Source organism: Streptomyces solicavernae, assembly GCF_029968095.1.
Taxonomy (GTDB): Bacteria; Actinomycetota; Actinomycetes; order Streptomycetales; family Streptomycetaceae; genus Streptomyces; species Streptomyces solicavernae.
This window is the reverse complement of sequence record NZ_JASCIR010000028.1, coordinates 25364-42470: the sequence shown is the minus strand read 5'-3', so window position 1 is coordinate 42470 and position 17107 is coordinate 25364. Positions and strand designations below refer to the sequence as shown.

At 72.8% G+C, this 17107-nt stretch carries 13 protein-coding genes; 10 read left to right on the top strand and 3 right to left on the bottom strand.

Annotation, left to right across the window (positions count from 1 at the left end):
- Positions 1-53 precede the first annotated feature (53 nt).
- The 4 genes from QIS99_RS25260 (at position 54) to QIS99_RS25245 (ending at position 5286) form a co-directional block, all read left to right on the top strand.
- A complete protein-coding gene (locus QIS99_RS25260; protein WP_282515940.1) occupies positions 54-794 on the top strand; it encodes a DUF4142 domain-containing protein in 741 nt (246 codons plus the stop codon).
- Positions 795-1016: 222 nt separating this feature from the next.
- Complete coding sequence (locus tag QIS99_RS25255) at positions 1017-2597, top strand: multinuclear nonheme iron-dependent oxidase (RefSeq protein WP_282515939.1); 1581 nt, start codon at positions 1017-1019, stop codon at positions 2595-2597.
- Positions 2598-2600: 3 nt separating this feature from the next.
- Positions 2601-3584 (top strand): TIGR04222 domain-containing membrane protein, encoded by a 984-nt coding sequence (locus QIS99_RS25250; protein ID WP_282515938.1) that lies wholly within the window; start codon positions 2601-2603, stop codon positions 3582-3584.
- 142 nt (positions 3585-3726) lie between these two features.
- Complete coding sequence (locus QIS99_RS25245; RefSeq protein ID WP_282515937.1) at positions 3727-5286, top strand: alpha/beta hydrolase; 1560 nt, start codon at positions 3727-3729, stop codon at positions 5284-5286.
- A 72-nt stretch (positions 5287-5358) separates the two neighbouring features.
- On the opposite strand, the gene hemQ is transcribed toward QIS99_RS25245, so the two are convergent.
- The gene (hemQ, locus tag QIS99_RS25240) at positions 5359-6078 is read right to left on the bottom strand and encodes a hydrogen peroxide-dependent heme synthase (RefSeq protein WP_282515936.1); all 720 of its coding nucleotides are present in this window, start codon (positions 6076-6078) and stop codon (positions 5359-5361) included.
- Positions 6079-6082: 4 nt separating this feature from the next.
- Entirely contained in the window at positions 6083-7564 is a 1482-nt protein-coding gene (gene hemG / locus QIS99_RS25235; RefSeq protein WP_282515935.1) for a protoporphyrinogen oxidase, read from the bottom strand.
- A 113-nt stretch (positions 7565-7677) separates the two neighbouring features.
- Between hemG and QIS99_RS25230 the strand changes: the two genes are divergently transcribed.
- Positions 7678-9060 (top strand): FAD-dependent oxidoreductase, encoded by a 1383-nt coding sequence (locus QIS99_RS25230; protein ID WP_282515934.1) that lies wholly within the window; start codon positions 7678-7680, stop codon positions 9058-9060.
- 138 nt (positions 9061-9198) lie between these two features.
- On the opposite strand, the gene hemE is transcribed toward QIS99_RS25230, so the two are convergent.
- Positions 9199-10290, bottom strand: a complete 1092-nt coding sequence (gene hemE / locus QIS99_RS25225; protein WP_408909628.1) for a uroporphyrinogen decarboxylase — start codon at positions 10288-10290, stop codon at positions 9199-9201.
- 91 nt (positions 10291-10381) lie between these two features.
- Between hemE and QIS99_RS25220 the strand changes: the two genes are divergently transcribed.
- The 5 genes from QIS99_RS25220 (at position 10382) to QIS99_RS25200 (ending at position 17050) form a co-directional block, all read left to right on the top strand.
- Positions 10382-11044: a DUF3000 domain-containing protein gene (locus tag QIS99_RS25220; RefSeq protein ID WP_282515933.1), complete on the top strand. Its 663-nt coding sequence runs from the start codon at positions 10382-10384 to the stop codon at positions 11042-11044.
- 333 nt (positions 11045-11377) lie between these two features.
- Positions 11378-12037, top strand: a complete 660-nt coding sequence (locus QIS99_RS25215; protein ID WP_282515932.1) for a helix-turn-helix transcriptional regulator — start codon at positions 11378-11380, stop codon at positions 12035-12037.
- A gap of 114 nt (positions 12038-12151) precedes the next feature.
- A complete protein-coding gene (locus QIS99_RS25210) occupies positions 12152-13441 on the top strand; it encodes a ribonuclease D (protein ID WP_282515931.1) in 1290 nt (429 codons plus the stop codon).
- Between the two features lie 253 nt (positions 13442-13694).
- A complete protein-coding gene (locus tag QIS99_RS25205; protein WP_282515930.1) occupies positions 13695-14921 on the top strand; it encodes a thiolase family protein in 1227 nt (408 codons plus the stop codon).
- A complete protein-coding gene (locus tag QIS99_RS25200) occupies positions 14918-17050 on the top strand; it encodes a 3-hydroxyacyl-CoA dehydrogenase NAD-binding domain-containing protein (protein ID WP_282515929.1) in 2133 nt (710 codons plus the stop codon). The genes QIS99_RS25205 and QIS99_RS25200 overlap by 4 nt, the downstream gene beginning before the upstream one ends.
- Positions 17051-17107 lie beyond the last annotated feature (57 nt).

Sequence of the window (17107 nt, the reverse complement as noted above, 5' to 3'; positions counted from 1 at the left end):
CACGCTACGTATCCCGTTGCAGAAGCGTCCAACCGCCCCGGGAGGCGAGGCACTTGTTCCGACGGATCAACGGCACGGTCCTGATCATCGCCGCCCTCGTGGCGACCCTCGGGGCGCTCGCGTTCCCCGTGTGGTCGTACGGGGACCGCTCCGGGACCGGGGAGGCCGACCTGGAGGCGTCGAGTGTGGCCACGCGGTGGGGGCCGCTGTCGGCGACCGACCGGGACTTCATCGTGAAGGTCAGGCTCGCCGGGCTCTGGGAACTCCCCGCAGGCCAGCAGGCCGTCGAACGCGCGCCCAGCGAGGCGATCAAGGCGGCCGGCGACCACCTGGTCGTCGGGCACGCCGACCTCGACCGCCGGGTGCGCAGCGTCGCCGCGCAGCTCGGCCTCGAACTGCCGAACCGGCCCAGCGAGCAACAGCAGGGCTGGCTGGACGAGTTGACCGCCGCGCAGGGCACCACGTACCAGCGGAAGTTCGCGAACCTTCTGCGCAACTCGCACGGCAAGGTGTTCTCGCTGATCGCGCAGGTGCGGCACACCACCCGCAACAGCCTGGTCCGGCAGCTCGCGAGCGACGCCAACCAGACCGTGCTCGACCACATCACGATGCTGGAGTCCACCGGGCTCGTGGACTTCGACGCCCTCGCCGCCGAGGCCGCGAACCAGGCCACCGCCAGCCCCACCGGACCGCCGCCGCCCTCGGGCCCGCTGCCCGCCGACCCCGTACCGGCGACACCGAGCGGCGAGCAGTCGTTCACGTCCCGGCCGAAGCCGTCGGACCTGCCGCACTGAGCATGCCGCAGCGAGGAGGCGCAGCCTGAGTACCCGATCGGCGTACGGCTCGATCGGCGTACGGCCCGATCGGCGTACGGCTCGATCGGCGTACGGCTGGGTGAAACCTCAAATCAACCTCTGAACGTCCCAGTCCATGGGTTCGGCAGCGGCTGCCGGGGCCATGAGAACTGCACGCACAGTGTGGTGCCGAGACACGTCGGTGCGGCGGAGGAGGGGGACATGCAGCAGACAGCACACCTGGGGACCGGCATGGGCTGGCGCCCGGAGATCGCCGAGGCCGTGGAGCGGATGCCGGGGCTCGACTGGGTGGAGGTCGTCGCCGAGAACGTGTGCCCCGGCCACCTCCCGGACTCCCTGACCCGGCTGCGCGAGCGCGGCGTCACCGTCGTCCCGCACGGCGTGGGCCTCGGCATCGGCGGCGCCGAGCGGCCCGACCCGGACCGGCTCAGCGCCCTCGCGGAGCGCGCCGAGGCGCTGGGTGCGCCGCTGGTCACCGAGCACATCGCGTTCGTACGGGCCGGGGGCGCCCTGACCGCGTCGCCGCGCCTGGAGGCCGGGCATCTGCTGCCGGTGCCGCGCACCAAGGACTCCCTGGACGTGCTGTGCGAGCACGTCCGGATCGCGCAGGACGCGCTGCCGGTGCCGCTCGCCCTGGAGAACATCGCCGCCCTGATCGCCTGGCCGGGCGAGGAGATGACGGAGGGCCAGTTCCTGTACGACCTGGTGGACCGGACCGGCGTACGGCTCCTGATCGACGTCGCCAATCTGCACACCAACCACGTCAACCGGGACGAGGACCCGTGCGCCGCGCTGGACGGGCTGCCGGTGGAGGCCATCGCGTACGTGCACGTGGCGGGCGGGTTCGAGCGGGACGGCGTGTGGCACGACAGCCACGCCCACCCGGTCACGCAGCCGGTCCTCGACGTGCTCGCCGAACTGGCCTCGCGGGTCAGCCCGCCCGGGGTGCTGCTTGAGCGGGACGAGAACTTCCCGGCGCCCGAGGAGCTGGAGCGGGAGCTGCAGGCGATCCGCCGCACCGTCGCGGCCGGCGCGGCCCGGCGGCTGCTCCCGGCCACACCGGAGCGGGCCGCCGAACTGGTCACCGCCGGCCCGGCCCCCATGGACTACACGTCGACGGAGCACATCACCGTCGGCCGCCCGTCCGGCGCCCCGCTCGGCACGGGTACACCCCCGCCTGCCACGGAAACGGAGGCGGGTCCGGAGCCCGAGTCCGACTCTGCGGCCACGGAGGCGGGTCCCGAGCCCGAGTCCGACTCTGCGGCCACGGAGGCGGGTCCCGAGCCCGAGTCCGACTCTGCGGCCACGGAGGCGGGTCCCGAGCCCGAGTCCGACTCTGCGGCCACGGAGGCGGAGGCCGGCCCGGAGACCGCCCGGCAGCGGCTCGCGCTCGCGCAGGCCGCGCTGCTCTCCGCGCTGGTCGCGGGCACGCCCGCGCCCGAGGGCTTCGACCGGCAGCGGCTCGCCGTGCAGAGCCGCGCGCTCACCGGCAAGCGCGCCGACGTCGTCGCGAAGGTCGCCCCGGAACTCCCGGCGATCCTCGGCGACGCGTACCGGCCCGGGTTCTTCGCGTACGCCGCGAAACGCCCCATGACCGGCGGCTACCGGCGCGACGCGCTGGACTTCGCCGAGCACCTGCTCCTCGAAGGCGGCCCCGAACAGACCGCAGCACGGCGGGAGTTGAGCGACTGGTGGCTGGAGCGCTCCGGCCCCGCCCCGGTCTCCACGCACCCGCTGGCCCGTTTCGTACGGCGTGTCCGCTACGCCCTGACGGGACGGTGAGCCATGTACCTCCTGCTGACGCTCCTCTACTACCTGGGCCTCGGCGGCTCCGCGGCCGCCCTGCTGATCGCCGTGGTCAAGTCCGGTGCGACGGCCACGCCCACCCATCCGCACGTGTCCGACCCGCTGGAGGCGGCGTTCCTCGCCGGCGGTCCCGGGCGGGTCGCGGACACGGTCCTGACGGCGATGCACGCCGACGGCCGGCTCGCCGTCGCCGGGCCCGGAGTGGTCGGCGTGCGGCAGGCCCTGGCGTACCACCCGGTGGAGCAGGCGGTCCTGGACGTGCACGCGGCGGCGCCGAGCGGCGCCCTGCACTGGCTGCGGATCGGTGTGATGCGCAGCCCGGCCGCGCAGGCGGTCGGGGACGGCCTGGCGCAGCGCGGGCTGCTTGCCCGGCCGGACGAGCGGCGGCCGCTGCGGAGTTGGGCGGGCATGCAGACCGCGCTGTCGTTCGTGTCCCTGTGGCTGGCGGGCGTCCTGACGATCGTCCAGTTCGCGACCCTCGACGGCGCCGGATTCGCCCTGCCGTTCATCGTCGGCGTGCTGCCGGTGATCGCCGCGGGGCTGGTGGTCGGCCTGGTGTGCAGGGCGCTCATCGGTTCGCGGGTGACCGGTGCGGGCAAGCGGGCGCTGCGCCGGTTCCGCTCCACGGGCAACGGCGCGAACCCGGTGCATCTGGTGGCGTGCGGCGGCCCGCGGGTCGCGCCGGACCCGGTGCTGCGCGACCAGCTGACGGCGGCCGGGCGGATCCGGGCGAACAGCAGGACCGCCTCGGCGGGGACGGCCGGCCCCGTGGTGTTCATCGGCGACACCTCGGTGACGTGGTGCGGCGGCGGGGGCGACGGGTCCTCGTGCGGGGGCTCGTCCTGCGGCGGGTCGAGCTGCGGCGGGTCCTCGGGCGGGTCCGGCTGCGGGGGCGGGGGCGGAGGCGGCGGCTGCGGCGGGGGCGGTGGTGGTGGCGGAGGGGGCTGCGGGGGCGGGGGCTGACCCCCCGGCAGCTGACCCGGCCCCGCGCGCTGACTCGTCAGGGTCAATAGCCGCCGCCGGGCGCGGCGCTGCTTTACTTCGCCGACCGCCCGCCGAAGGATCCCTTCTGTTCTGCCGCCGCCCGAAGGGACTCCCCAGCACGATGCGTGCGCCACTGCTGTACGGATTCGCCGGTTCACTGGTCCTCACCTCCCTGGTCGCCGCCCCCGCGTCCGGCGCCCCCGCGCCTCCTCGGACCGCGGAGGCGCGCGGCACCGCGGAGGCCGCGCAGCGCGCCGCGGCCGCCGGGCTCGACTGGGCGGCGTGCCCGAAGGAGGAGGCCCTGCCGGATTCCGTGAAGTGCGCGACCGTGACCGTGCCCCTCGACTACGCGAAGCCCGACGGCGAGAAGATCGAGCTGACCGTCAGCCGCGTCAAGGCCAAGGGCAAGGCGTCCGAGCGGCAGGGCGCGTTCGTCTTCAACCCGGGCGGCCCCGGCGGCTCCGGCATGTACTGGCCGCTGGCGGCGGGCCTGCCGGAGTGGCGGCGCATCGCGAAGGCCTACGACTTCGTCGGCTACGCCCCGCGCGGCGTGGGCCGTTCGGCACCGCTTTCCTGCCAGGCCCCGAAGGAGTTCGCGAAGGCCCCGAGCGAGGAGCCGACCCACCCGGACCGCGCCCACAAGCGGAAGCGCATCGCGCAGGCGAAGGCGTACGCGGCGGGCTGCGAGCGGAACGCGGGCGCGGACCTGCGGCACTACAACACGCTGAACAACGCCCGTGACCTGGATGTGCTGCGGGCGGCGCTCGGCGAGCAGAAGCTCAACTTCATGGGCGCCTCGTACGGGACGTACTTCGGCGCGGTGTACGCCACGCTGTTCCCCTCGCACGTGCGCCGCATGGTGTTCGACTCGGCGGTCAACCCGGACCCGAAGCAGATCTGGTACCGCAACAACCTCGACCAGTCCCTGGCGTTCGAGGCGCGCTGGGCGGACTTCCGCGGCTGGGTGGCCGAGCACGACAAGACGTACGGCCTGGGCACGTCGGCCCGCGCGGTGCAGCGCAGCTACGAGAAGGTGCGCGACCGGCTCGCCCGCAAACCGGCCGGCGGGAAGGTCGGCCCCGGGCAGCTGCAGTCGGCGTTCCTGCAGGCCGGGTACTCCGACGACTACTGGCCGCGCAGCGCCACCGCCCTGTCGAAGTATCTGAAGGGCGACCCGGAGCCGCTGATCGAGCTGGCCGCGCCGAAGCCGCAGGCGGCCGTGGAGAACGAGAACAGCAACGCGGTCTATACCGCCGTCGAGTGCAACGACTCCGGCAACTGGCCCCGGGACTTCGCCACTTGGGACCGCGACAACTCGGCGCTTGCCCGGCTGGCGCCCTTCGAGACCTGGGACAACGCCTGGATGAACCTGCCGTGCGCCTACTGGCCCGCGCCCCGGCAGCAGCCCGTGGACGTCCGTACGGCGCCGGGTGCGCTGCCCGGCACGCTGATCCTCGCGGCGGAGCGGGACGCGGCGACCCCGTACAAGGGCGCGGTCGAACTGCACCGCAGGCTGGCCGGCTCCGCGCTCGTCACGGAGCGGGACGCGGGGACGCACGGCATCGCGGGCGGCCCGAACGAGTGCGTCAACAAGCACGTGGACACGTACATGCTGACCGGCCGCACCCCGAGGACCCCCCGCTCGGAATGCGCACCGCGCGCGGAGCCGGAGGCGCGCTGAACCCGTACGCGAAGGGGCCGCAGCCGATGTTCTGGGCCGGTGCTCTGGCTGCGGCCCCTTCGTCCGTGCTGCTCAGGCGAGGCCGGCCACGAGGTCGGCGACAGACTTGCGGCGCCCCGTGAAGAACGGCACCTCTTCGCGCACGTGCATCCGCGCCTCGGAAGCCCGCAGGTGCCGCATCAGGTCCACGATCCGGTACAGCTCGTCCGCCTCGAAGGCGAGCAGCCATTCGTAGTCCCCGAGGGAGAACGACGCGACGGTGTTGGCGCGCACGTCCGGGTAGCCGCGGGCCATCTTGCCGTGGTCGGCGAGCATGCGGCGACGGTCCTCGTCGGGCAGCAGGTACCAGTCGTACGAGCGCACGAAGGGGTAGACGCTCACATAGTTGCGGGGCGTCTCGTCGGCGAGGAACGCCGGGATGTGCGCCTTGTTGAACTCGGCGGGGCGGTGCAGCGCCATGTTCGACCAGACCGGCTCCAGGGCGCGGCCGAGCTTGGTGCGGCGGAAGAGGTTGTACGCCTCCTGCAGCTCGTCGGCCGTCTCGGCGTGCCACCAGATCATGACGTCGGCGTCGGCGCGCAGTCCGGAGACGTCGTACGTGCCGCGGACGGTGATGTCCTTGGCGGCGAGCTGGTCGAACAGGTCCTGGACCTCGTCGGCGTAACCGGCGCGGTCTTCGGGCAGCACGTCCTTCAGCTTGAAGACCGACCACAGCGTGTAGCGGATGACCTCGTTGAGGTCCTTGGCCTTCTTGCCGGCGTTGGGGATCTTGGCGGGGGCGTCGTCACTCATGCGGCTATTCTCCTCCGCCGCCGTGCAGGCTCTGCACCGGGTTCGCACTCAGCAGACCGATGCCCGTACGGTCGCCTGCCAGCTGGTCGACCGCCGCGTGCGCGCTCGCGATGCAGGCCGGGATGCCGACGCCGTCGTACGCCGCGCCGCACACCGCGAGGCCCGGCAGCCCGGCGACGTGCGCGCGGATCCGCGCCACGCGCGCGTGGTGCCCGACGGGGTACTGCGGCAGGCCGTCGTTCCAGCGTGTGACGCGGGTGGCGACGGGCGCGGCGGTCAGGCCGACGGCCGCGCGCAGGTCTGCCCGCGAGACGTCCACCAGCTCCTCGTCGGCGCGCTGAAGCACCTCCTCCTCGCCGTGCCGGCCCACGGAGGTGCGCAGCACGAGCAGCTCGGGGTTCTCCTCGGCGATCCAGCCCCACTTCTGCGAGGCGAACGTGGACGCCTTGATGGTGTGCCCGTCCACGGGCGGTACGAGGAAGCCGCTGCCGGCGGGCAGGTCCACGTCCCGGCGCCGGTAGGCGAGCGTCATCAGGGCCATCGACGCGTACTCGACGGCGCGCAGTTCGGCGGCCGCGGCGGGCGCGTCCGCGTCGAGCAGCCGGGCGGCGTGCGGGGCGGGCACGGCCAGGACCACGGCGTCGGCGGTGAGTTCACGGCCTTCGGTGCGCACGGACCAGCCGCCGGGGGTGCGGCGGACGGCGTCCACGCGCGCGTGGAGGGCGATTTCGCCGCCCTTGGCGCGTACCGCGTCGGCGACCGCGAGGGGCAGCCGGCCGATGCCGCCCTCGATGCCCATGAACACGGGCCCGTCCTGCTGCCGCCGGGCGGCCCGCTCCTGCACGGCACGGACCCCGGCGAGCAGCGAGCCGCCGGAGCGCGCGACGTCGTAGAGCTGCGGCACGGCCATGCGCAGCGACAGGCGGTACGCGTCGCCCGCGTACACCCCGCCGAGCAGCGGCTCCACCAGGCGGTCCACGACTTCGCGGCCCACCCGCGCGGCGACGTACGCGCCGACGGCGATGTCCTCGCCGATCTCGCCGGGCTCCGTGGGCGGCAGTTCCCGCTCGGCCTCGACGCGGCGCAGGCCCTCGGTGGACAGCACGCCCGCGAGGACGTCGGCGTCGCCGGGCACGCCCATCACGTGGCCCTTCGGCATGGGGGTGAGCTGCCCGCGGTTCCACAGCGCGGCGCTCGCGACGGCGGGCGGCTGCAGCGCGGCGTCGAGCCCCACCTCGCGGGCGAGGGCGACCGCTTCGGGCCGCCGGGCGAGCATGGACTCGGCGCCGAGGTCGACGCGGACGCCCTCGATCTGTCCGGCGTGCAGCTTGCCGCCGAGCCGGCCGGAGGCTTCCAGGACGGTGACGCGGGCGCCGGTGGCGAGCAGCCGGTGCGCGGCCGCGAGCCCGGCGATGCCGCCTCCGACGACGACGGCGTGCACCGGTCCTGCCTGCTCCGAGCCCGAGGGGCGATCCGTTTCGCGCATGGGCCCAGCCTCTCAGACCCGGCCGTGCGTCCGGCCCGTCGGGCGCTTCGCTGACAGCAGAGGAAAGCGGGAACTCGGGCCGGGCGGCGCGTGCCGCGTCGTAGCGTGGGCGCATGAGCGAACGACTGGTGGTCATCGGGGCCGACGCCGCGGGCATGTCGGCGGCGTCGCAGGCGCGCAGGCTGCAGGGGCCGGACGAGTTGGAGATCGTCGCGTTCGAGCGGGGCCGCTTCACGTCCTACTCCGCCTGCGGCATCCCGTACTGGGTGGGAGGGGACGTCGACAGCCGGGACGCGCTGATCGCCCGTACGCCCGAGGAGCACCGGGAGCGCTCGATCGACCTGCGGATGCGCACGGAGGTCACGGAGATCGACGTGCCGGGGCGGCGGGTCCGCGCCCGTGACCTGGAGTCGGGCGAGGAGTACTGGACGGCGTACGACAAGCTCGTGATCGCCACCGGCGCCCTCCCGGTCCGCCCGGAGCTGCCGGGGATCGACGCCCCGGGCGTGCACGGCGTGCAGACCCTGGAGGACGGCGAGGCGCTGCTCGACACGCTGCGGCACACGCGCGGTGAGCGGGCGGTCGTGGTGGGCGCCGGGTACATCGGCGTGGAGATGGCGGAGGCGCTGGCCAACCGGGGCTATCGGGTCACGGTCGTCAACCGCGGCGCCCAGCCCATGGCGACGCTCGACCCCGACATGGGCGCGCTCGTCGGCGAGGCCATGACCGGCCTGGGCATGGAGATGGTCAACGACGCCGAGGTCACGAAGATCCTCACCGGCGAGGACGGCCGGGTCCGCGCGGTCGCCACGGACGACGCGGAGTACGCGGCGGACGTCGTGATCCTCGGCATCGGCGTCCGCCCGAACACGGGCCTGGCCCGCAACGCCGGCCTGCCCCTCGGTGAACACGGCGGCCTGCTCACGGACTTGGCGATGCGCGTGCGCGACCCACGCGCAGAGGGGGCCATCTGGGCGGGCGGCGACTGTGTCGAGGTCCTCGACCTGGTCTCCGGCCGCGAACGCCACATCGCCCTCGGCACCCACGCCAACAAACACGGCCAGATCATCGGCTCGGGCGTCGGCGGGGACTACGGCACGTTCCCGGGCGTCGTCGGCACGGCGGTCAGCAAGGTCTGCGACCTGGAGATCGCGCGTACGGGCCTGCGCGAGAAGGACGCCCAGGCGGCGGGCCTGCAGTACGTCACGGCCACCATCGAGTCGACCAGCCGCGCGGGCTACTTCCCGGGCGCCGCCCTGATGACGGTCAAGATGCTCGCCGAGCGCCGCACGGGCCGGCTCCTCGGCGTCCAGATCGTCGGCCGCGAGGGCGCCGCCAAGCGCGTGGACGTGGCGGCGGTCGCGCTCACGGCCGGCCTGACCGTCACCCAGCTCACCACCCTCGACCTGGGCTACGCACCGCCCTTCTCCCCGGTCTGGGACCCGGTCCTGGTGGCGGCCCGGAAGGCGGTGACGGCGGTGCGGAGAGCGGGCTGAGCGCCCCCGGACGCGGCCGGGGGCGCTCGTTTCCAGCCATTTACCGGAGAGCCCAGTACACGAGAGCCCAGTACACGAGAGCCCAGTACAGGAAAGCCCAGTACAGGAAAGCGCAGACCTCCGCCGGATAGGCGTCCCTCAGCGAGCGGTGCGCGTGTGCACGTACTCCACGAGCCGGGTCAGCGCGTCCGGGTCGGTGGTCGGGAGCACGCCGTGTCCGAGGTTGAAGATGTGACCCTCCAGGCCGTTCGCCGCCGCGAGGACCTCGTCCGTCTTGGCCTCGACCGCGTCCCGCGTGGAGAACAGGACGGCCGGGTCGAGGTTGCCCTGCAGCGCCTTGCCGGGGCCGACGCGGCGGGCGGCCTCGTCCAGGGGGACGCGCCAGTCGACGCCGACGACGTCCGCGCCCGCCTCACCGAGCAGCCCGAGGAGTTCCCCGGTGCCGACGCCGAAGTGGATGCGCGGCACCCCGTACCCGGAGACGGCCTCGAAGACCTTCGACGAGGCGGGCATCACCGAGCGGCGGTAGTCGGCGGGCGACAGGGCGCCCACCCAGGAGTCGAAGAGCTGCACGGCCGAGGCGCCCGCCTCGATCTGCACCTTCAGGAAGGCCGCGGTGATGTCGGAGAGCCGGTCGAGCAGGTCGGCCCAGAGCTGCGGGTCGCCGTACATCAGGGCCTTGGTGTGCTCGTGGTTGCGGCTCGGGCCGCCCTCCACGAGGTAGCTGGCGAGCGTGAACGGCGCCCCGGCGAAGCCGATCAGCGGGGTCGAGCCGAGCTCACCGGTCAGCATGCCGATGGCCTCGGAGACGTACGAGACGTCCTCCGGAGTGAGGTCGCGCAGCCGCTCCAGGTCGGCCCGCGAGCGGATCGGCCGCTCCACCACCGGGCCGACGCCGGGCTTGATGTCGAGGTCGATCCCGATGGCCTTCAGAGGGACGACGATGTCGCTGAAGTAGATCGCCGCGTCCACGTTGTGGCGGCGCACCGGCTGCAGCGTGATCTCGGTGACGAGATCGGGCCGCATGCACGAGTCGAGCATCGGGATGCCCTCGCGCACCTTGAGGTACTCGGGCAGCGAGCGCCCCGCCTGCCGCATGAACCAGGCCGGCGTGTGCGGCACGGGCTCGCGCCTGCACGCCCGCAGGAAGGCGGAGTCCTTGACCGCGTCGGCGGCGGTCGGGTTCGGGTTCGGCTGCTGGCCCGCTCGGGGAAGGTCGTTGGCGCTCACGTCGGAAAGTCTCGCACGTGCCGCGAACTGCACGGCCGGGACCGGGTGTCCTTCCCTGCGCGAACGGCCGGTTCCCCTTAATCTTCCCGGCATGGCTGCGGTGCAGGGACGACTCTCGGAGGATGCTGACGGGATGGACGCTAGGGAGGGGAATGCGGCGGCTGATGCTGTTCCGCTCCCGTTCCGCACCGCCGTGGACGCGCTGCGCGCGGCCCGGCTGCGGCCGGAGATCGAGATCGACCCGACCCCCGCGCCGAAGCGGCTCGCCCCGCACGCGTACGCCCTGGAGGCCGCGGTGGTCGAGGACGACGAGGACCTCGCGGACGGCCGCCTCGTCCTGCTGCACGACCCCGCCGGGCACGACGCCTGGCAGGGCACGTTCCGCCTGGTGACCCTGGTCCGCGCGGAGCTGGAGCCCGAGATGGCGGCCGACCCGCTGCTCCCCGAGGTCTGCTGGTCCTGGCTGACCGGCGCCCTGCAGGGCCGCGGCCTCGCGTACGGGGAACCCAGTGGCACCGTCACCCGGGCCAGTTCGCACTACTTCGGCGGGCTCGGCACCCGGCAGCCGAACTCGCAGATCGAGATCCGGGCGTCCTGGACGCCGCGCGAGGGGCTCGGCGGGGTGCCGGACACGGCGGCGCACCTGGCCGCCTGGTGCGATCTGCTCTGCCAGGTCGCCGGCCTCCCCCCGGCCGGCCCCGCGGACGCCTCGGTGGTGTCCCTGCCGCAGCGCCGCGGCCCCCAGGCGCACTGAAGACGCTCCTCCGTCGTACGTGCGGGCGGACGCCGGGCCCGCCCGCACGTACGAGAAAACAGGGACGGGCCGTCATCCGTACGGCCCACCGACGCTTCGAACGGATGCGGTACGGGACCGTCGTTGACCGGCGGCTGACCGTCGCGGGACTCGGTTCGATCTTCGGATGATCGATCACACGTCTGAATTGCCCGAATTGCGAGTCACCAAATCGTGATCATTCGCTAAAGGCGGGCGGACATGCTGCCGAAGACCTCTGTGACCTTGAAAGCACGGTTGTACCGGCTTCTTCCCCGAGCCGGCCCCGTCCCGCCATCTCCCCCAGGAGGCCTGGTGTCCGTTCTCCTAGAGCAGCCCGCAAGCCTGGTCGCCTACCGTCCGAACAAGCCGACCGCCATGGTCGTCGTGGCGGACCCGCGCGTCCGTTCCACCGTCACCCGCCACCTCTGGGCACTCGGAGTGCGCGACGTCATCGAGGCGTCCTCGATCGCCGAGGCCCGTCCCCGCATCGGCAACCCGCGCGACATCTGCGTCGCCGATGTCCACCTGCCCGACGGCTCGGGCCTGACCCTCCTCTCCGAGACCCGCGCCGCGGGCTGGCCCAACGGCCTCGCCCTCTCCGCCGCCGACGACATCGGCGCCGTGCGCAACGCCCTCGCGGGCGGCGTGAAGGGGTACGTCGTCACCGGTACGCGCACCAACGTCGGCCTCCCCACCCGCCCCGGCGCCGCACCCATCGGCGCCGCCGCCCGTATGCACCGCCGCCCGCCGGGCGCCCCGAGCCACCCGGGCGGGTACCGCGAGCTGTCAGGGCGCGAGGTGGAGGTGCTGCGCCTTGTCGCGGAGGGCCAGTCCAACAAGGCCATCGGTGTCTCGATGGGCCTGTCCGCCCTCACCGTCAAGAGCCACCTCGCCCGCATCGCCCGCAAGCTCGGCACGGGCGACCGCGCCGGCATGGTCGCCGTCGCCCTGCGTACCGGAATCATCCACTGACCGTCGACATCCCAGAGCAGTACATACCGCCCGATAACCCAGCACATCAGTCCGGCGCCCGCCGACGGAACGTTCCGTCGGCGGGCGCCGTGCTCGCACAGATACCCTTGACCGGTGACCGACGCCCAAGAGACCGCAGAAGACAGACCACTGCGAACCACCGGAGGCGCTCCTCCGGACGAAGGCGTCGCAGCCCCCGAGGGAGAGCCGATTCCGCTGCTCGAACCGCGCGAGGGCATCCCCGAGGTGATCGCCGACGAGAACTCGCTCGCCGAGGTCGTCGCCGCCTTCGCCGCCGGCCGGGGACCCGTCGCCGTGGACGCCGAGCGGGCCTCCGGCTACCGCTACGGCCAGCGCGCCTATCTCGTACAGCTGCGCCGCGAAGGAGCCGGCAGCGCCCTGATCGACCCGATCGCCTGCCCCGACCTGTCAGGGCTCGGGGCGGCGATCGCGGATGCCGAGTGGGTGCTGCACGCCGCGACTCAGGATCTGCCGTGCCTGCGCGAAATAGGCATGATCCCCACCCGCATCTTCGACACCGAGCTGGCCGGACGGCTCGCGGGCTTCCCGCGCGTCGGCCTCGGCGCGATGGTGGAGTCGGTGCTCGGGTACGTACTGGAGAAGGGCCACTCCGCCGTCGACTGGTCGACGCGGCCGCTGCCCGACCCCTGGCTGCGGTACGCCGCGCTCGACGTGGAGCTCCTCGTGGACCTGCGCGACAGCCTGGAGAAGGAGCTGGACCGGCAGGGCAAGCTGGACTGGGCGCACCAGGAGTTCGACGCGATCGCCAGTGCCCCGCCGCCGCCCCCGCGCAAGGACCCGTGGCGGCGCACGTCCGGGATGCACAAGGTGCGCCGACGCCGGCAGATGGCGGTCGTACGGGAGCTGTGGACGGCCCGCGACAAGGTGGCGCAGCGGCGTGACGTGTCGCCCGGCAAGGTGCTCGGCGACGCCGCGATCGTGGAGGCCGCGCTCGCGCTGCCGCCCCACGTGCAGGCGCTGCGGCAGCTGCAGGGGTTCGGCAACCGTACGAGCCAGCGTCAGCTGGAGCAGTGGCAGGCCGCCGTGGACCGTGCGAAGGCCCTGCCGGAGAGCGAACTCCCGCAGCCCGGCCAGCAGTTGACGGGCCCGCCGCCGCCCCGCTCGTGGGCGGACCGCGACCCGGCGGCGGCGGCCCGCCTCTCGGCGGCGCGGGCCGCGGTGACGGCGCTCGCGGAGGAGCTGGCCATGCCGCAGGAGAACCTGATCACGCCGGACACGGTCCGGCGGGTGTGCTGGGAGCCGCCGACACCCCTCGACGCGGAGTCCGTCGCCGCGGCGCTCTCCGGGTACGGGGCCCGGGCCTGGCAGATCGAGCAGGTGACGCCGGTACTGGTGGAGGCGCTGGCTGCCGGGGCCGGGTAGGGCTCCTTCTTCCCCACCCCGCCCCTTCCCGGACTGGGGCTCCGCCCCGGACCCCAAGGGGGACCCCGCCCCAAACGCCGGAGAGGCTGAATCCCAGCCTCTCCGGCGTTTCGCATCTCCCCCCACGGAGTGTGACCTTCGCCGCTCCGGGCGGGGGGCCTGGTCCGCTTGGTTACCGGCAAGTAGCATGAGTGCCGTAGCCGCCGGAGCACGCCCAGCGGCAGCGATCCCGCACCCCTGGAGGAGAGCCATCGTGCCTCGTACCGTCAGGGACGTCGTCTTCGTCGACGGCGTCCGCACCCCGTTCGGCAAGGCGGGCCCGAAGGGCATCTACCACGAGACCCGCGCCGACGATCTCGTCGTGAAGTCCATCCGGGAGCTGCTGCGCCGCAACCCGAACCTCGACCCCGCCAAGATCGACGAGGTCGCCATCGCCGCGACCACGCAGATCGGTGACCAGGGTCTGACCCTGGGCCGCACCGCGGGCATCCTCGCCGGGCTTCCGCAGTCGGTGCCCGGTTACTCCATCGACCGCATGTGCGCCGGCGCCCTGACCGCCGTGACCGCCATGGCCGGCGGTGTCGCCTTCGGCGCGTACGACGTCGCCGTCGCCGGTGGCGTGGAGCACATGGGCCGCCACCCGATGGGTGAGGGCGTCGACCCGAACCCGCGGTTCGTCAGCGAGAAGCTGGTCGACGAGTCCGCCCTGTTCATGGGCATGACCGCCGAGAACCTGCACGACCGCTACCCGAGCATCACCAAGCAGCGCGCCGACGAGTACGCGGTGCGCTCGCAGGAGAAGGCCGCCAAGGCGTACGCCGACGGCAGGATCCAGGCCGACCTGGTGCCGATCTCCGTACGCCGGACGAACGAGGAGGCCGGTGAGACCGGCTGGGGCCTCGCCACCGCCGACGAGCCGATGCGTCCGGGCACGACGCTGGAGAACCTCGCGGGCCTCAAGACGCCGTTCCGTACGCACGGCCGCGTCACCGCCGGTAACGCCGCGGGGCTCAACGACGGCGCCACGGCCTCGCTGATCGCCTCCGAGGAGTTCGCGCGCGAGAACGGCCTGCCGGTCAAGATGCGCCTCGTGTCGTACGCCTTCGCGGGTGTCGAGCCCGAGGTGATGGGCTACGGCCCGATCCCCGCGACCGAGAAGGCGCTCGCCAAGGCCGAACTCGGCATCGGTGACATCGGCCTGTTCGAGGTCAACGAGGCGTTCGCCGTGCAGGTGCTCGCCTTCCTGGAGCACTACGGCATCGCCGACGACGACGCGCGCGTCAACCAGTACGGCGGCGCCATCGCGTTCGGTCACCCCCTCGCCTCCTCCGGCGTGCGTCTGATGACGCAGCTGGCGCGGCAGTTCGAGGAGCAGCCGGAGGTCCGTTACGGCCTCACCACCATGTGCGTCGGCTTCGGCATGGGCGCCACGGTCATCTGGGAGAACCCGCACCACAAGGACGCCGGAGGCGACAAGTGAGCACCACCACCGCTGAGCTTCTGAAGGGCGCGGCCACGCTGTTCCCCGACGAGGTAGTGACGCAGGCGCACGTACGCCACCTCGAACTGCCTTACGGGGCAGGCAAGTTCGCCCTGATCACGCTCGACAACGGCCTGGACCACACCAAGCCGACCACCTTCGGCCCGCAGTCGCTCGGGAACCTGAACACCGCGATCGACCAGGTCGAGGCGGAGGCCAAGGCCGGTGACATCGTCGGCGTCGGCCTCACCGGCAAGCCGTTCATCTTCGCCGTCGGCGCGGACCTCAAGGGCGTCGAGCTGCTGAAGCAGCACTCGGACGCGCTGGCCATCGGCAAGGGCGGGCACGACGTCTTCAAGCGTCTCGCCGGTCTGGCCGTGCCGACCTTCGCGTACTACAACGGCGCGGCCATGGGCGGCGGTGTCGAAGCCGGTCTGCACTGCACCTACCGCACCGTGTCCAAGGCGCTGCCCGCGTTCTCGCTGCCCGAGGTCTTCCTCGGCCTGGTGCCCGGCTGGGGCGGCTGCGCGCTCCTTCCGAACCTGATCGGCGCCGAGAGGGCCGTCCAGGTCATCATCGAGAACTCGCTCAACCAGAACCGCCAGCTCAAGGGCAAGCAGGTCTTCGAACTCGGCATCGCGGACGCGCTGTTCGAGGGTGCGGACTTCCTGGAGCAGTCGCTGCTGTGGACCGCGAAGGTCCTGGGCGGCGATGTGACGGTGGAGCGTCCCGAGGTGGACCGCGGTGAGGCCTGGGACCAGGCCGTCGCCAAGGGCCGGTTCATCGCCGACTCCAAGGTGCACGGCGCCGCCCCGGCCGCGTACCGCGCGCTCGACATCATCGCCGCCGCCAAGGACGGCGACCTGCAGGCCGGGTTCGACGCCGAGGACCAGGCGCTCGCCGACCTGATCATGGGCGGTGAACTGCGGGCCGGGCTCTACGCGTTCAACCTGGTGCAGAAGCGCGGCAAGCGTCCCGCGGGCGCCCCGTCGAAGGACCTGGCGCGTCCGGTCAGCAAGGTCGGCGTCGTGGGCGCCGGTCTGATGGCCAGCCAGCTCGCACTGCTGTTCCTGCGCCGCCTGGAGGTGCCGGTCGTGCTGACCGACATCGACCAGGAGCGTGTCGACAAGGGTGTGGGCTACGTCCACGCCGAGATCGACAAGCTGCTCGGCAAGGGCCGTATCAACCAGGACAAGGCCAACCGCCTGAAGGCCCTGGTCACCGGTGTACTCGACAAGGCCGAGGGCTTCTCCGACGCCGACTTCGTCATCGAGGCCGTCTTCGAGGAGATCGGCGTCAAGCAGCAGGTGTTCGCGGAGGTCGAGGCCGTCGCCCCGGCGCACGCGATCTTCGCCACCAACACCTCCTCGCTCTCGGTCACCGAGATGGCGTCGAAGCTGAAGCACCCCGAGCGGGTCGTCGGCTTCCACTTCTTCAACCCGGTCGCCGTGCTGCCGCTCCTGGAGATCGTCCGTGGCGAGCAGACCGACGACGCCTCGCTGGCCACGGCCTTCGGTGTCGCCAAGAAGCTGAAGAAGACCGCGGTCCTGGTGAAGGACGCCCCGGCATTCGTCGTCAACCGCATCCTGACCCGCTTCATGGGCGAGGTGCAGAACGTCATCGACGAGGGCACCCCGGTCGCCCTCACCGAGAAGGCCGTCGAGCCGCTCGGCCTGCCGATGTCGCCCCTCGTACTCCTGGAGCTGGTCGGCCCGGCGATCGGCCTGCACGTCTCGGAGACCCTGAACCGCGCCTTCCCGGAGCGCTTCAAGGTCTCCCCGAACCTGAAGGCCGTCGTGGACGCCGGCAAGCGCGGCTTCTACGTCTACGACAGCGGTGCGCCCGAGCTGGACCCCGAGGTCCAGGCCCTCCTCAAGCAGGGCGACAGCGTCCTGACGGAGGAACAGGTCCGCGACCGCGTGCTCGACGCGGTGGCCCAGGAGATCGGCCTGATGCTCGACGAGGGTGTCGTCGCCGAGGCCCAGGACATCGACCTGTGCCTGATCACCGGCGCCGGCTGGCCCTTCCACCTGGGCGGCATCACGCCGTACCTGGACCGTGCGGGCGTCTCCGAGCGCGTCACCGGCAAGCGGTTCCTGGAGCAGGGCGTGGCGAGCGTGCCCGCGTAGTCTCCTGGCTTGTACGGCTGCCCCCGGTGCCCTCGTCGGCGCCGGGGGCAGCGGTGC

Bases quoted from the DNA above. Each gene is read 5' to 3' on its own strand.
- QIS99_RS25255 (WP_282515939.1), top strand. From the start codon at position 1,017: ATGCAGCAGACAGCACACCTGGGGACCGGCATGGGCTGGCGCCCGGAG.
- QIS99_RS25230 (WP_282515934.1), top strand. From the start codon at position 7,678: ATGAGCGAACGACTGGTGGTCATCGGGGCCGACGCCGCGGGCATGTCG.
- QIS99_RS25245 (WP_282515937.1), top strand. From the start codon at position 3,727: ATGCGTGCGCCACTGCTGTACGGATTCGCCGGTTCACTGGTCCTCACC.
- hemQ (WP_282515936.1), bottom strand. From the start codon at position 6,078: ATGAGTGACGACGCCCCCGCCAAGATCCCCAACGCCGGCAAGAAGGCC.
- hemG (WP_282515935.1), bottom strand. From the start codon at position 7,564: ATGCGCGAAACGGATCGCCCCTCGGGCTCGGAGCAGGCAGGACCGGTG.
- QIS99_RS25220 (WP_282515933.1), top strand. From the start codon at position 10,382: ATGGCTGCGGTGCAGGGACGACTCTCGGAGGATGCTGACGGGATGGAC.
- QIS99_RS25250 (WP_282515938.1), top strand. From the start codon at position 2,601: ATGTACCTCCTGCTGACGCTCCTCTACTACCTGGGCCTCGGCGGCTCC.